The organism is Psychrobacillus sp. L4 (assembly GCF_042944905.1).
In the GTDB taxonomy this organism is placed as follows: Bacteria; Bacillota; Bacilli; order Bacillales_A; family Planococcaceae; genus Psychrobacillus.
Genome location: NZ_CP168496.1, coordinates 3,393,717 through 3,410,165, shown reverse-complemented (window position 1 = coordinate 3,410,165; position 16,449 = coordinate 3,393,717). Strand labels below are relative to the sequence as shown.

The following is a 16,449-nucleotide window of genomic DNA, read 5'->3' as shown; positions in this document are numbered from 1 at the left end:
TATTTTTAGTGATCTAATTGAATCTTTCATAAATAGAGAAGCAGACCCACTAACATAGTGAGTCTGCTTTTATATCTAAACTCTTGACATGAAATAACAAGTACAAAAAATGAAAGAAGAACAAATCAAGCAAATCAAACAAGTCCTACTACGCGCGGATCATAAACTGGAGTGGTTACTCGATTCTAATAGAAAAACGCTATAAAATGCGGAAATGAATAAAAAGAAAACTGTTTCTAAATGATTGTATGAAGCTAATCATTTAGAAACAGCTATTTTAATTATAAAGCGACCGTTTGATCTGCATGCTTATCGAGAGAGCCCGCTTTGGAAGGACTTCCTTTTTTAGTTGAACGAATTAGGAAGATCATACACACAGCAAGGAATGCTACCAAATAAATTGAAATTACCCATAGTGCAGTGCCAAGTCCGGATTGCATGTTGCCACCATAAAATAGCAACGATCTCATTCCGTCAACCATGTAACGAGTAGGTAGGAAAAGGCTGAAAAAATGATGGAATGCTGGTAAAGTAGCAAGTGGAATGGCGCCTCCGCTTGCGAAAATTCCTAAAATGTTAATAGGGAACATAACAAGCATACCCCATTTACCGAAAAGTAAGCCAATCACTTTAAACATAAAGAACATGGTCATACTACATAGAAGTGTAAAGAAGAAAATATTCCAAATGGAAGTTGAGTGGGCACTACCAAAGACCCCGAACACCGCTAACTGTAATGTGGAAGATACAAGGAACGCTAATATTACTCCAAGAAGTATTTCGGTAAGTAGTAATTTTGAATTGCTTAAAGGATATCCTGCTTTTCTAATTCCTTCGCTTATACCCCCTAAATAACCTTGAATCATTTGTGCACCCATAAGTCCTGTAATCGAAGCGACGAGTACCATCATGAAAGGTGTCATCCCTTTATTTACATTAGTAGACAATCCTAGAACATTGGAAGATGAATATTCGATGGGTTCGTCTAATAATGAGGTTACGAGTGGGGAAACGTGTAACCCCTGTTGTGACATTGTATCTTTTAATGTATTACTTACAGCTGAAGATGTAGAGGAAGCGATGGACTCAAGTACATTTGCTGCAATGGATGTAGCCATCTGTCCTCCACCTTCATTAATCAGAATCTTCATCTCGGCAGGTTTTCCTTCTGTTTGCTCTGCCATTAAATCACTTTTTAAGACAGAAAGTGATTGAGAAAAATCAGCTGGAATTACCAATGCCCCGTAAGCTTTATTTTCTTTAATTGCTTGAACAGCATTTTTTTCACTTGATTCAATCTTCCATTGAATAGAATGGCCATCCTGTTGTTCCGTTAAGTTATTTATCATTGCTTTTCCCATATCGGAGGATTCAAATTCTTCATCCTCACTCACAATGATGAGCGGGAAATTGGTCATTTTTTGTTCATTTCCACCAAACACTGGTAAATAGATACTGATCATGCTTAACATAAGTAAAGCAGTAGACCAAACCGGAAACCAGGCAAATTTAACTTTTAATAATGTTTTCAAAATCTCACATTCCTATCTAAATAATAATAAATTTTAAGTAATTTTCCTATTTAACAAACGCAACATGAAATAGAACATTTCTAACTCATCTTGGTCCATTTTTTTAAAAAATTGAGTAATAACAGTGTCTTTCATCGGAAAAGACATAACTTTTATCCCTTCGTCCGTTAAATTAATATAATGACTTCTCCGATCTTCAGGATTGTCAACTCGTTTGACCAATCCTCTCTTTTCTAATGAGTCAACTAAATACGTAATGGAAGCTGCTTTTAATCTTAATTTCTCTGCCAAATAGATTGATAAGCTAGCACCATCATGTTCAATAATACTTAAAATTAAATATTGGTTGAGCGTTAGATCAATTTTTCTTAAGTGTTCAGCCAATGCTTTTGCTCGTTGGCTCGACATTTTCTTAGAAACCTCATAATAGATGTCTAATAACATATCAATAGTGATGTCATTTTTTATATCCAATTTAGCCACCTCTTTTTAAGGACATGAAGAACATCTTACTTCGAAATATCTAAATTGTAAAGGTAGATAGTAAGAAATAAAGTGTCTATTTAATGGCAACAACAAAATAGTTTAGTTAGACACTTTGAAGTAAATGATGTCATTGTAAAGAGCATTGCATGAGCCAAAGACGAGAAATCTCGACAAGAAAGCAGTTTTATCTGTATACCTACATCCCATGAACTAGCCATTAGCATGACAAAATGGCAAGGCGTTTTGGAGAAGAGGAATGAATGGAGAAATTAAAGGAACATTAGTTCTTATTTTTTGACACTTTATAGTTACTTACCTATAATGAAGTTAGAGTTACGAAGGGCAAAATTAATAGTAGGGAGACAAAAGAATGATTAATAAAGTCGGTCAAATAATGCTATATGTAAACAACCAAGAAGAGACAGTAAAATTTTGGACAGAAAAGGCAGGATTTAGCGTTATTTCGGATGAAGATAATGGGCAAGGAATGCGATGGATCGAAATTGCACCAACGAGTGATGCAGAAACAAGTATCGTTCTACACAATAAAGAACTAATCGCAAAGATGCAGCCGGAACTAAACCTTAACACACCTTCAATACTATTTTTCTCTGATAATCTGGATCAATTGTATAAAGACTTTTCGGAAAAACAAATAACAGTAGGTGAACTAGTAACGATGCCTTCAGGTAGAGTTTTTAACTTTGCAGACAATGAAGGAAATTACTTTGCAATAATGGAGAAAAAGTAAATGACAATGGAGATTTTTTGAGTGTTGCTTTTTAGCAAACTACTTTGAAAAGTCTCTTTTTTGTATAATGAACTCCTTTTTATATTCTAATTTCCTTTAATTTTTCATAAAATAAACTGAAAATAAAATATTTTAAAAGTATTGAAAACGGTTTCATTTTATAATAAACTCTAATTAGGTATAAATCCAAAACGTTTCGGAAGGAATTTAATCCATTGACAACTATTAAAGATATAGCAAGGGCAGCCGGCGTATCCATTACGACTGTTTCAAGAGGATTGAACGGTTACTCGGATGTAAGTGAAAAGACAAGGGAAAAAATTGTAAGAATCGCAAAGGAACTAAATTACAGCCCAAATACACTTGCCCGGAGCCTGGTGATGAATAAGTCAAAAACATTCGGTCTACTCGTTTCAGGTTTAAATCAATCAAGTGCAAAGGATAATATTACATTTGATATGTTAGCTGGGATTAATAAGTTTGTCGGAGAATGTGGCTATGACATAATCCTTCTTAGTACAGACTCAACAAAACAAAGAGAAAAGACATACACCCAACTATGTAGAGAAAGAAGAGTCGACGGTGTGATTATTCAGGGTATTCGTACAGATGACCCCTATTTGAGAGAAGTTGTTGAAAGTGATATTCCTTGCGTACTAATTGACATTCCACTTACTTCACCAACAGTTGGCTATGTAACAACGGATAATATCTTTGGAGCCAAGAAAGCAGTACAGCATTTAATTCATATGGGGCATAAAAGAATAGGCTTTATCAATGGTCATGACTTTGCATTTGTTAGCCAGCAACGATTGACAGGATATGAAGAAGCCCTTAAAGAAGCTAATATAGCCATTAATACTGAGTGGATTGGTAATGGAGAATTTAGTGAAGAGGTGGCAGAAAAAGTAGCATTAAAACTATTAGAAGCCCACCCAGAAATAACAGCTATATTTTGTGCAAGTGACCTTATGGCATTGGGAGTCATACAGGCTGCCCGCAAGCTTGAGATTGACGTACCAAATGAGTTGTCGATTGTCGGGTTTGACGATATTATGCTTGCATCTTATGTAACTCCTTCGTTAACATCCATTGCACAAAACACCTTTCAAATGGGGTATGAAGCGGGAAGATTATTGCTTTCCATTTTCGAAAATGAAGCAGAGTCCCATGTTGTTTCCTTAGGAACGGAACTAATGATACGTGAGTCTACGAGTAAATCTAGATGAGAATGAATAACAGAAGACTACCTTCTGTGCACAAAAACCAAAACGTTTCGGAAAATATATCGTCACAGTAGGAGGACACCATGGATTACCGAGTAATTAAGGAAAATGATCTGTTTTTGCTAACAGATGCAAAAGGAAATATCCCGGAGAATCATTATTATGGTTTGGGGTTATATACAAAAGATACCCGTTTTTTAAGTAAACTGGATCTGAGAATAAATGGAGAAGAGCCAATATTATTAACTTCGGATGCAGCAGAAAACTATATGGCGAAGGTTTTACTCACCAACCCGCATATGGAAAACGATGAGGGCTTGATCTTATGGCGTGAATCAGTAGAGATTGAGCGAACAAGGTTTATTTTCGATGATGTGTTATATGAATCGATTAAAGTAAAAAATTATTTTCCGAAGCCGATTTCTTTTACGATTAGCTTGCATATGGATGTGGATTTTGCTGATATGTTCATAGTACGAGGATTTCAAACGGGGAACATTGGGCATAGAACGGGTCAAACGGTAGAAAAAAGATCTTTGTCCTACCATTACATCGGAGCGGATGAAGTCAAAAGGTCAACGAGCGTATCTTGGGATAAGGATGCTAAAAATGTAACGGATCAAGGAGATATTACATTTGAATTCCACTTGGAGCATGACGAAGAAGAAACGTTCACACTCATGATTCAGCCTCAAATCGGAGAAACCAATCATAAGGAAATAATGCATCGCGACCAAGCAGTAAAGCTACTCGAAAATTCCTATTCGAAATGGAATGACAAGGTTACAAAGGTAGAAACTAATTTTCAACCGTTGCAACGTTTGGTTGATCGAGGAATCGGCGATTTACGAGTACTATTAACCGACTTGGGCTATGGTCAGTTTCCGGTAGCTGGGCTTCCGTGGTTTGGAGTACCATTCGGCAGAGATAGCCTGATTGCAGCATTGCAAATGCTTCCGTTTAACCCGGAAGTAGCGAAAGGAACTTTATTAACATTGGCTGCAAAACAAGGGAAAAATGTGGACCCTTTCCGGGATGAACAACCTGGCAAGATTATGCATGAAATTCGTTTTGGTGAACTTGCGGAGACAGGACAAATTCCGTTTTCTCCTTATTATGGTACGGTCGATGCGACACCACTATTTCTAGTGCTACTTACAGAGTATGTGAAGTGGACAGGGGACTTTGAAATTGTAAAACAATTGAAAGAAAACATTGATGCAGCGTTAAACTGGATTGATCAATACGGAGACCGTGATGGAGACGGTTTTGTTGAATATTATCAAGAGGCAAGCAAAGGCATTGCCAATCAAGGTTGGAAAGATTCAAGCGATTCCATCGTACATCGAAATGGAGATTATGCGGAAGCACCGATTGCATTAAGTGAAGTTCAAGGATATGTATACCATGCGAAAATGGGGATAGCGAGCATATTCGATAACCTTGGTAACGCTGATATAGCATTAAAACTACGCACAGAAGCGGAACAGTTGAAAGAAAGATTTGAGCAAGCTTTTTGGATGGATGACCTACAGTTTTACGCCATTGCGCTTGATAAAGAGAAAGAGCAAGTTGGAACAATTACTTCTAATCCCGGGCATGCTCTCTTCTCTAGCATGTTGCGCGAGGATAGGGCGAGAGCAGTTGTTGAAACATTGGTTTCAGATAAAATGTTCTCTGGTTTTGGCATTCGCACAATGGGTGAAGGAGAATCTGGATACAATCCGATGAGCTACCATGACGGCAGCATTTGGCCACATGATAATAGTATGATTCTGCTTGGTATGAGTAAGCTTGGCTATAAAAAGGATGTCAATGTAGTCATTAACGGACTAGTAAAAGCTGCTGAAGCATTTGAGTATGATAGACTACCAGAACTATTTTGCGGATACGGAAAAGAGAGAGGCAGGCCAGTGAAATATCCAGTTGCTTGTTCTCCTCAAGCGTGGGCTGCAGGAACACCGCTCGTGTTTATACAATCACTATTAGGGTTGTTTCCGAACAGCCTACAAAAGGAAATTAGTTTGTCCCCAAATCTCTTAGAAAATATGGACATTTTGAAAGTGGAAAACATTTCAATAGGAAATGGACTTCTCTCGGTCAAAGTTACACGTAATACAGGTGGTATCCAGGTAGATATTGATAAGAATACCACTGGATTTGAAGTTGTTATACATTAAATTTTAACTTGGTTTTACCACTCTAAAAGAGGATTTAAATAGGAAAGGGGAAAGAACATGTTTAAAAAGAAATGGGTAGCTACACTTGGAATTTCAGCTTTATTGGTTGGAGGCGTACTTTCGGGATGTTCGAAAGATTCCGGAGATAAAGCAATAAAAGTGGATGGTGGTAAGCCAGTGGAAGTAACACTGGCTGGTTGGGGTTCATCACCAGAAGAGGCTGAATTATTAAGCCAAGTATTAAAGGACTTTGAAGACACGCATCCGAATATTAAAGTGAAGCATGAGGTCATTGCGGATCAGTATATGGATGTTGTAAAAACTCGATTAATTGGGGGAGAAGGTCCAGACGTATTTTATCTGGATGCGGTGGAGGCTCCTGCTTTAATCGAGACAGGGGTACTTGAACCATTAAATAAATACGTAAAAGACGATTTTGATTTAAACGACTTTGAGAAACCACTGATTGAAGCATTTCAAAAAGATGGAACGTATTACGGCTTCCCAAAAGGTTATTCAACGCTTGCGTTATTTTATAACAAAAAGATGTTTGCAGATGCTGGCGTAAAAGTACCAACTACATGGGATGAGTTACGGGAAGTTTCTAAAAAATTAACGGATGGAACAAATGTTTATGGATTCGGACAAAATCCTGAGTTAGCACGTGCGTATTTTATAGCGGAAGCGTACGGTGGAAAAGTAGTAGTTGATAATAAAGCTAATTTTGCAGATCAAAAAGTGTTGGATGCTTTACAACCATATGTGGATCAGCATTTAGTAGAAAAAACTGCTGCTCAGCCTTCTGACGTTGGAACTGGTTGGACAGGAGAAATGTTTGGGCAAGGTAAAGCGGCAATGGTAATTGAGGGTAACTGGGCTATCCCATATTTAGATAGCACATTCCCTGATATTGATTATGGAATGGCAGAAGTACCGACTATTAAAGGTAAAAAAGGAACAATGGCATTTACGGTTGCTTATGTAATGAATGCTGCATCAGAAAAGAAAGAAGCTGCTTGGGAATTAATGTCTTACCTAACAGGGAAAGAAGGAATGGAAACTTGGACTAGTAAAGGTTTCGAATTGCCTTCTCGTAAATCTGTAGCAGAAAAGCTTGGTTATGATAAAGATGAGTTACGTGGTGCGCTTGTTGCTGGAGCTCCATATGCGACAGTTTGGTCAAACGGAACCAACTTACCAATCATCTTTAACAACTTTAACAATCAATTTGTAAGCGTTTATTTAGGGCAATCAAAACTTGCAGATGCACTAAAAGAAGCGCAAGAAACAGCTAATAAAGAGATCGATAAACAATAACAAAAAAATGAGGAGAAGGGAGATCCCCTTTTCCTCCATATTGTATTTTCTAGTAAGTACTTGTTAGAACACCTTCTGTTGATGCAGGTGATTCTTCATCAATAGAACGAGTTCTACCAATAATCTTTGTAACCTTTGCAATAGGGAGTTGATCAAGGTGAAAAGCAGGTTTTTAAAAAGAACAGTTAGAGAATCCTTGCAAGGCTATGTATTTTTACTGCCTGCATTATTCGTTTTATTACTCTTTCTTGTAGGACCTATTTTTTATGCAATTTTTCTGTCCTTCCATAAAGTGCAGTTATTAGGGACAACAAGCTTTGAATTTGTTGCATTAAAGAACTATATGAATATATTTGATGATCTTCGGGCAAAAATTGCTGTGTGGAATACGGCAAAATACGTTTTGATTGTAGTACCGTGTCAAACGTTCTTAGCCATTATACTCGCCGCAACTTTAAATGCAGGGATGAAAGGTGAAAAATTTTTTAGGATTATTTATTTTTTACCTACATTAACATCTTCTGCGGTGTTAACGTTAATCTTTATGTGGATGTATAACCAAAATGGACTAATTAATAAAGTGTTGGATTTTATCCATCTGCCAACATATAACTGGATCAATGATCCTTCTATTGCGTTATATGCAATTATGGCCATGAATATTTGGTCTACAGCACCATTTTATATGGTCATCTATTTGGCTGCACTACAGGATATACCAGAATCACTTTATGAAGCTGCAGAGTTGGACGGTGCAAGTGCCATTCAAAAATTTCTCTATGTAACTGTTCCTCATTTGCGACCTGTGACTTCATTTGTAGTTATCATGGGAATAGTTGGGACTTTCCAATTATTTGACCAATCCTATATTTTCTCAGCGGGTTCTGGAGGTCCAAATAACTCGACATTAACAGTTGTGCTATTAATCTACCAATATGCATTTAAAAATATGGGAACGATGGGCTATGCGGCAGCTCTTGCTTTTTCACTAGCAATTATTATCCTTATTGCGACATTGATTCAGCGAAAGTTCTCTAAAGAAGAATCTCTTTACTAGGGAGGCGAAAATGTGAAAAAGAAATTATCGTTTGGCAAAGCATTTCTATATGGCATTTTAATTGTCTATGCTGTCATTACTGTCATTCCATTTATATGGGCACTCTCGTCATCGTTTAAAAACTTAGATGAAATTGTAAGTGGTGCAATTAACTTTATTCCAAAACATTTCACCTTTCATAATTATAAGGTAATCTTTGTTGAACAGGGCTTATTCCCTCGTTGGCTGTTTAATAGCTTATTTATAGCCACAATGGTTACTTTGCTAAATATGTTCTTTAATTCCATGGCTGGCTATGCCTTGGCACGACTTCACTTTCCAGGGAAACGGACGATTTTTGTGGTCATTCTTGCTGTTTTGATGATTCCTATGCAAGTAACGATGATTCCAAATTATTTAATATTAAAGTCTCTTGGTTGGCTGAACTCTTATCAAGGGATGATTATTCCAACGATGATCAATGCGACTTTTATATTTATGATGCGCCAATTCTTTGTGAACTTCCCTAAAGAACTAGAGGAAGCAGCTGAATTGGACGGACTAAGTAAAATAGGAACGTTCTTTCGAATTGTCCTTCCGCTAGCAAAACCAGCATTAGCAGCACAAGCCATTTTCGTTTTTATGGGCTCTTGGAATGACTTCATGAGACCTTTAGTTATTTTATCGAGTCCAGAACTATTCACATTACCGATTGGCCTCAATACATTTAAAGGTCAATACATTAGCTACTGGAACTACATCATGGCAGCATCAATGGTGTTCACCTTGCCAATTTTGCTTTTATACGCATTTTTCAGTCGATATTTTATAAAAGGTATTTCTTTTTCTGGAGGGAAATAAAACCCTATGTAAACCTATATTGGCTTATATATCGACATGCAGATCTCATATGGGTCTGCATTTTTTTTTTGTTGAGAGAATTGCAATGAAATAAAATGAGGGGTGATTCCAACTAAAGAGTACTAATCTTAATGGTACTCGATGAAATTCACTAGATAGCGTATGATAATAGTAAAAGACGAGGGAGATTACATGAAAGCATATATACTAAAAATAACCTTTGAAGACATTACACCACTTGTTTGGAGACGTATTATTCTACCGGCAGGGGCAACATTTAATCGTCTGCATGAAACCATTCAATATGCTACGAATTTTCAAAGTGAAGTATCTCCATACCATTCTTTTGGTGTGGAGATAGAAGACAATTCTATTACAAACAATGAAGCTATCATAGATGAATATAAAGGAAAGAAGTATGTTGGTAGAATGGTTAAGCAACCGACACGTATTAAAATTGATTCATTTTTAGAGAAATATGGTCAATTCATCTACAACTATGACTTTGGAGATGACTGGTGCATTTGCGTAAAGCTGGAAGAAACTGTAGAGGATTATTATTTTGGTTATCCGACATTATTAGATGGGGAAGGCACAGCACCGCCGGAAGATGTAGGAGGACCACCTGGATACGAAGAGTTTCTAAAAGTGTTTCAGGATCCAACACATCCAGATTATTTAAGAACGTATGCATGGGCGGAAGAACAATTATATTTGCCATTGGACATTGATAAGATAAATGAACATTTAAAATCTGTAAAATACAAAAAGACGGAATGGCAATATATTGATCATGATAATTATTTCGTTTTATCTGATAAGTATCGAAGTCCAGATTGGATTGATTTAGATGCATTGCCAAATAAAGATCTATTAATTCAATATGCAGTGGCATGTGTCAATTTATATGGGATCATTAAGTATCCAAAGTTTATGGAGATATATAATTCCCAAAATACACACGTATCTAGTAGTGAGTTACTTGATCTTCTATCAAATCCTCTTTATGAAAAAAAGCTTAAGAATGAAAATATTTTAGTATATAGAAATGCATTAATCCATAAGACAATGGAAGAATTAGAAGACCAAACCCGATTAATACAAAGCGTAGTTGGTAAACCATTTTATGTACCTGAAAAAAAGGAACTATTGCGTTACACAGATGAGTTTTATTTTGAAAAGACAAGCCATCAAGAAAAACTTGCTAAAATGCTTGCGAAAGACTTTTTGGGAGGAAGTAAAGTTACTGTTAAAAAGGAAATAAAAGGTTTAGTTTTAGAATTACAAGTAGTGAATGCAAATGTCCAACAAGTTTTACAAAAGTTTTTAACCCGTTTTGAGATGAAAGATATGGAGCAACTAAACCAATATGCTCAAGTAATCTTCGATATAGCTAACAATACACGCATTTGGGAAAATCGTGGGCATACACCAGAAGAGCTTTTTCAAATGGAGAAACACTATCTAAAGCCAATGCCATCGACCTTCTTAAACGTAATTGACGGTGGCAAAACTGGTCGAAACGATCCCTGCACATGTGGAAGCGGGAAGAAATATAAGAAGTGCTGTGGAAAATAAAGCGGTATACTAAGCGGAAAAATAACTTGGAGGAATGGATATGTACGATCCAACTATTTTTGAGAATTTAAAAGTTACGTTTGAAAACCAGGTGTACGATCTAGACAATATAGAACGCCAAATAACCATTACGAATCGAGTTGATCGAATGGATTTTGCCGTTCTTTCTAGAGATTTTTCCATTGGGTTTACACTAACCAATCAACCAAACGTAACTGCCGAAATTGAATTGCAAACTTCTTTAGAAGATCTTGCCGGAGAGATATTAGAACAGCCAGGGGAAAATCTAGGTTGCTTCTTATCACTTCGATTTCATAAGCATGTCCAAGATGTGCCCACGCAGTGTAAACAAATTGAACAAGTGCTTAATACCATTTGGGAAAATGAAGCTCGTATAACCCAAACACTAAGCTTCGTCTATGAACAAGAAGCATCAAGTCACTTAAACATTGTCCAATTGCAATTCAACCAAAAAATTAACGAAGAGCATATAAGTGACATACCAGAGTTTCTTGAGCATGTGTTACAAACGTTAAAAGTACTGAATGAAATTTAATTAAAGCGTATGTGTAAAATATTTCTCGAGGGTTTCCACTAGAAAAAATAAAGAAGGCGCTCTATCATAAATGTATGCTTCGTAGGGCAAATACATCTAGAAAGAGGCCTTCTTATGGAATCCATTATATCAAAAGTCTACCAAATAATAAAGGATACTGATAATCTAATCGAGATGGAAGAAAGTATCCAACTATATATGTACCAAGTGTTTGCTTCTCTTTTGGGGGACGTTTTCACCAAGATAAATCAGGTTATAAAAGAACAAAAACAAGAACTAGGTTGGACGGTGAAGAGAGATGACTGGAAAACAGTTCAATTCACCTTTGGATCTGTTCGTTTCCGTCATACACTTATGGCGGATAAAAAAGGGGATAATCATTACCCTTTGGATGAGTGGTTGGGCTTAAGAAGACACCAACGGCAGAGTTCTTTGGTAGAAGTGAAAGTGGCAGAATTGGCAAGTGAAAATACGTATCGTGAGGCTGCACGTGTGCTGAAAGAGTGGACCGCTGTAGAGGTTAGCCATACGACTGTAGGAAGTATCGTGAAGCGGGTAGGGATGGCACAAGCACAGGCAGATGAAGAAATGGTAGCGGAATTAGAAGAGGCAGCTTCCCTTCCAGAGGGAAAAAAAGTGGACTTCTTCTATGCGGAAGCAGATGGTGTATTTGTTCGAGGAACCGAGAAGAAAAAAAGTTTGGAAGTGCGTCATGCGATTGTACATGAGGGCTGGGATAAAAACGGAAAAAGAGTATCCTTACGTGAACCAAAAGTCATTATGACAACACAGCCCACTACTAAGTTTTGGGGGGAAGTCCAAGCGTTCAGTGCCCATCATTATTCGTTGGAAAATGCCTGCGTTATTACAAACAGTGATGGAGGATTGGGATATACATCCGAGAAGTTTCAAGAAGCCTTTTCCCAATCACGGTTTCCCGTGTTAAATCAATTAGACAAGTATCATATTGCGCAAGCATTGAATCGTGCATTAAGTGGAGGAAAAAGTGACTATAAGAATGGCATTCGGAAGGCTATGAAGGCTCATGAGTTGAAGGACTTTACGTTATGGTTAGATACGTATGAAAGCACGCTAGAAGACCCGAAAAAAATAGAAAAAGTAAACGTGTTTCGCTCTTACATTCAGAATAACTGGGATCGTATTTTTGACTGGCGTGAGAAAGTGGAGAACTCACCAAAGGATGCGAGAAGCCTTGGTGCAATGGAATCGAATCAACGGCATATTTCCTTTCGTATGAAAAAAAGAGGAATGCATTGGAGTCAAGAAGGTGGAGAAGCCATGGTAAAAGTGAAACAAGGCATGTTAAATGGGACATTACGTGATGTGTATCTGCACCATCAGCGTAGAAGTGAAAGACAGCAACGAGAAGTGAAAAAGGTAGTTCGTATGTCCGAGATACTCCGTAATCCCACTAGACCATCCATCGGCGCCAAACAGGGTTCTATTAGCTTGTATATTGCGCATTCAACAGCAATTGGACAACTAGTAAAAAGCTTTAGATAGTACCCTAGATGTATTTGTCAGGTTCTTGGTTTTTAGAACGTGACAAATATATCTAGGCCAGCAAGCGTTAGCGCGGTAGCTTAATAAGTGTACAGATAGAGAGTGCTTAAAATACTGGTGTTAATACTATGTCGAGAAAAACTTGACACATACATTAAAGCACTTTACTAGACAAATGTATAATACTGTTATATACTTAGGATAATAATTAAATTGCTTAACTAGAAACAATGAATTCACATATTACAATGAGTAATCGTGATTTGTTTGATACTTATTGTAATATGTGAATTTTTTTATTCACAACAATGGAGGTTTTTTAAATGACACAAGGTACAGTAAAATGGTTTAACGCAGAAAAAGGTTTTGGATTTATCGAAGTAGAAGGCGGAAACGACGTATTCGCTCACTTCTCAGCTATCCAAGGCGACGGTTTCAAATCACTTGACGAAGGTCAAAAAGTTGAATTTGAAGTTGAAGAAGGTAACCGCGGACCACAAGCAGTTAACATTACAAAACTTTAATTCCTAGAAATTAAATAAATGTTTAGCTAAAAAAAGAGACACTCATTATGGGTGTCTCTTTTTTGTTTTATCCATAAAATTTTATTAACGCTTAGAAGCGTATTAAAAACGATACGACCGGATAAAAACGTTATGACCGGATAGAAATATTTACGACCTGATAGAAACATTTTGGATCTTTTACAAGGCTTCTGCTTTTAATTGAATAAATTTATACGTTAGTATAAGAGTAAAGAAATTATCAGATAGGGATGAAAAAATATGAGCAACACGCATATATTTTCGAAGCGTGAAGAAGTAGCGAATACGATAATTCATGGGATTGGTACTCTTTTAAGTGTGACTGCACTTGTCATTTTAATCGTGTCATCTGTGACACGGGGAACTGTATGGCATGTCGTAAGTTTTACGTTGTTCGGGACATCGATGGTCATTTTGTATATATCTTCCACATTAGTCCATGGACTTCCGGCGGGTCGAGCGAAAGATGTGTTTGAGATCATGGATCACTCTTCCATCTACTTTTTTATAGCCGGGACGTATACCCCTTTTTTATTTCTCGCAGTTAAAGGGACGCTTGGCTGGACGTTGTTTGGGATTGTTTGGGGGCTTGCAATTGCTGGTACAGTGTTTAAGGCTTATTTTGTGAAGCGTTTCTTACATACATCGACATTGTTATACGTCTTGATGGGCTGGCTAATCGTATTTGCATGGAGTCCACTTGTGACGAATTTGTCTACACAGGGTTTGGTTTTGCTAGCAGTGGGCGGCATTCTCTATACAGTTGGTGCGATTTTTTATGTGTGGCGCGGCTTTACTTATCATCATGCTGTCTGGCATCTATTTGTTCTCGCAGCGACCGTGCTACATTTCTTTGCAGTGATGACACTGTTGGCGTAACGAATAAAAAAATGAATTCTAAATGAATAAATTTTGGAAATCAATCAAGTTTAAATAAACATAGTCATTTATAGATGAAATGACTATGTTTATTTTTATTTGGAGCATCAGTTCATTTGTTTGGCTTTCAGTGAGTATAATACATAATTCAGTTTGATAATGTTTGCTTACAAAAAGTATTCATTAATTTGTCATTTGAGTATCCAAAAAGAGAGTAGGAAGTGATCATATGGGGTTAAAAGTTGGAATTATTGGATGTGGCTCTATTGCTAAATTACGTCATGCTCCAGAATATAAAGCGAATCCATTTGTGGACGAAATTGTTTTTTATGACAGAAATCTTGAACGCGCAGAAACATTAGCGGCTATGTTTGAAGGAACTGTCGCAAAAAGTGTAAATGAGTTACTTGCAGATCCTACTGTCCAATTAATTAGCGATTGTTCTTCGAATGAGAATCATTACATATTTTCTACACAAGCATTGCTACATGGAAAGCATGTGCTATGTGAAAAACCAATATCTCTAACAATTGATCATGCGAAGGCAATACTTGAAGCTCAAAAGGAATCTGGAAAAAAACTAATGGTAGCTCACAATCAACGATTTACATGGGCTCATCGAAAAGCGAAAGAAATCATAGGTAGTGAAGAACTTGGTAGGGTGCTGACTTTTAGAACGACTTTTGGACATGCTGGACCAGAACAATGGGGTATAAATAAATCGAACTCCACATGGTTCTTCCAAAAGGAGCGGTCAGGACTAGGAGTTGCAGGAGATCTAGGAATCCATAAAGTTGATTTATTACACTACTTATTAGATGACGAAATAGAGCAGGTAAGTGCTTTTCAAGGAGCACTCGACAAAGTAGATGAAAAGAGTGAACCAATTGAAGTTTGCGATAACATCGTATGTAGTTTAAAAACGAAAAAAGGGCGGATAGGTACTGCTTCTTTTTCTTGGACGTATTATGGTGAAGAAGATAATAGTACAATTATTTACTGCGAAAAAGGTATTTTGAAAATATATCATAGCGATCTATATCAGTTAGAAGTGATAACAAAAGATGGCGAGAAGATGCAATATCAACTAGAAAGCATTCAAACAAATGATAGCCAAGCAAACAGCGGAGTAATCGATGCCTTTATCGAATGTGTCCGACTTGATGACCCCCCTCTTGTAACAGGTAATGATGCAATTGCAGCTCTAAAGGTCGTATTAGGTCTTATAGAAGCAGCAGAAACGAATAGGGTTGTAACAATTGATGTCCAGTAATATATGGTGGATAAGGAAAATTGGTTTAATTTTATTTGGAATATATTGGAGTATATCGTTATCCAATTACTGTATGTAAAATGTTAATGTATAGAATTGGAGGAAATGCAATGTTTAAGAAATTTATTAAAGTATTTTCATTAATCGTGTTAGCGTTTGGTTTTACTGTATCAAATGCATCTTTTGCTCATGCAGCAACAAAGGTAATGTGGGGAAAAACAGAACTAAAACTTGGGCAAATTGGAAAAGAAACCATATTAGCAGATACAAAGCTAGTTAAGTTAGAAAGCAACGGTTCGCTAACAATAGTTCGTTCCATGAAAAAAGGCGAAGAATATCGTGTGTATAGTTACAAAAGTCAACACAATGGCCTATACGGAGTAGGTGGAGGAAATTTTGTACAAAAAGATGTAGCTAAAGTGAAGTATGAAACACCATCTAAAGCAAAACAAGCTCTATTGAAACAAGTAAGTGAAAACCCACAACCGACTTCGAAACCAACACAACCAAGTGTAGGCAATGGTTTAGAAGTTATTCCAGGAGCACCTACTAGCTTTCAAAACTGTACTGAAATGAATAAATATTATTCTAAAGGCGTAAAAAAAGGTCATCCAGCGTATGCATCTAAACATGACAGAGATAATGACGGTTGGGCATGTGAACGAAATTAAGTCCAGAATATTTATCTTAGTGTGCTTTAGATTA

15 protein-coding genes are annotated in these 16,449 nt (G+C 36.9%); 13 read left to right on the top strand and 2 right to left on the bottom strand.

Annotated features, from left to right (window positions below; translation table 11 throughout):
- Positions 1 to 281 precede the first annotated feature (281 nt).
- Positions 282 to 1,532: a YhgE/Pip domain-containing protein gene (locus ACEPXG_RS16395; protein WP_391204745.1), complete on the bottom strand. Its 1,251-nt coding sequence runs from the start codon at positions 1,530 to 1,532 to the stop codon at positions 282 to 284.
- A 33-nt stretch (positions 1,533 to 1,565) separates the two neighbouring features.
- The gene (locus tag ACEPXG_RS16390) at positions 1,566 to 2,006 is read right to left on the bottom strand and encodes a MarR family winged helix-turn-helix transcriptional regulator (RefSeq protein WP_391204742.1); all 441 of its coding nucleotides are present in this window, start codon (positions 2,004 to 2,006) and stop codon (positions 1,566 to 1,568) included.
- A 382-nt stretch (positions 2,007 to 2,388) separates the two neighbouring features.
- Between ACEPXG_RS16390 and ACEPXG_RS16385 the strand changes: the two genes are divergently transcribed.
- From ACEPXG_RS16385 to ACEPXG_RS16325, 13 genes are all read left to right on the top strand, one after another.
- Complete coding sequence (locus tag ACEPXG_RS16385; RefSeq protein ID WP_391204739.1) at positions 2,389 to 2,769, top strand: VOC family protein; 381 nt, start codon at positions 2,389 to 2,391, stop codon at positions 2,767 to 2,769.
- 215 nt (positions 2,770 to 2,984) lie between these two features.
- A complete protein-coding gene (locus tag ACEPXG_RS16380; protein WP_391204737.1) occupies positions 2,985 to 3,998 on the top strand; it encodes a LacI family DNA-binding transcriptional regulator in 1,014 nt (337 codons plus the stop codon).
- An 80-nt stretch (positions 3,999 to 4,078) separates the two neighbouring features.
- Entirely contained in the window at positions 4,079 to 6,175 is a 2,097-nt protein-coding gene (locus ACEPXG_RS16375; protein WP_391204735.1) for a glycogen debranching N-terminal domain-containing protein, read from the top strand.
- Between the two features lie 57 nt (positions 6,176 to 6,232).
- On the top strand, positions 6,233 to 7,492 hold the full coding sequence (locus ACEPXG_RS16370) for an ABC transporter substrate-binding protein (RefSeq protein ID WP_391204732.1): 1,260 nt from the start codon (positions 6,233 to 6,235) through the stop codon (positions 7,490 to 7,492).
- A 196-nt stretch (positions 7,493 to 7,688) separates the two neighbouring features.
- Complete coding sequence (locus ACEPXG_RS16365; RefSeq protein WP_391209964.1) at positions 7,689 to 8,549, top strand: carbohydrate ABC transporter permease; 861 nt, start codon at positions 7,689 to 7,691, stop codon at positions 8,547 to 8,549.
- A gap of 12 nt (positions 8,550 to 8,561) precedes the next feature.
- Positions 8,562 to 9,389 carry a carbohydrate ABC transporter permease gene (locus ACEPXG_RS16360; protein WP_391204729.1) on the top strand — a complete coding sequence of 276 codons (828 nt, stop codon included), beginning with the start codon at positions 8,562 to 8,564 and terminating at the stop codon, positions 9,387 to 9,389.
- A gap of 192 nt (positions 9,390 to 9,581) precedes the next feature.
- The gene (locus tag ACEPXG_RS16355; protein WP_391204726.1) at positions 9,582 to 10,967 is read left to right on the top strand and encodes a plasmid pRiA4b ORF-3 family protein; all 1,386 of its coding nucleotides are present in this window, start codon (positions 9,582 to 9,584) and stop codon (positions 10,965 to 10,967) included.
- Between the two features lie 40 nt (positions 10,968 to 11,007).
- A complete protein-coding gene (locus tag ACEPXG_RS16350; RefSeq protein ID WP_391204723.1) occupies positions 11,008 to 11,523 on the top strand; it encodes a hypothetical protein in 516 nt (171 codons plus the stop codon).
- 114 nt (positions 11,524 to 11,637) lie between these two features.
- Positions 11,638 to 13,047 (top strand): ISLre2 family transposase, encoded by a 1,410-nt coding sequence (locus ACEPXG_RS16345; protein WP_391203448.1) that lies wholly within the window; start codon positions 11,638 to 11,640, stop codon positions 13,045 to 13,047.
- A 323-nt stretch (positions 13,048 to 13,370) separates the two neighbouring features.
- Entirely contained in the window at positions 13,371 to 13,571 is a 201-nt protein-coding gene (locus ACEPXG_RS16340; protein ID WP_151701354.1) for a cold-shock protein, read from the top strand.
- 261 nt (positions 13,572 to 13,832) lie between these two features.
- On the top strand, positions 13,833 to 14,471 hold the full coding sequence (gene trhA, locus ACEPXG_RS16335) for a PAQR family membrane homeostasis protein TrhA (protein WP_391204720.1): 639 nt from the start codon (positions 13,833 to 13,835) through the stop codon (positions 14,469 to 14,471).
- Between the two features lie 229 nt (positions 14,472 to 14,700).
- Positions 14,701 to 15,744, top strand: a complete 1,044-nt coding sequence (locus tag ACEPXG_RS16330; protein ID WP_391204718.1) for a Gfo/Idh/MocA family protein — start codon at positions 14,701 to 14,703, stop codon at positions 15,742 to 15,744.
- Positions 15,745 to 15,854: 110 nt separating this feature from the next.
- The gene (locus tag ACEPXG_RS16325) at positions 15,855 to 16,415 is read left to right on the top strand and encodes an excalibur calcium-binding domain-containing protein (protein ID WP_391204716.1); all 561 of its coding nucleotides are present in this window, start codon (positions 15,855 to 15,857) and stop codon (positions 16,413 to 16,415) included.
- The last annotated feature ends 34 nt before the right edge of the window (positions 16,416 to 16,449 follow it).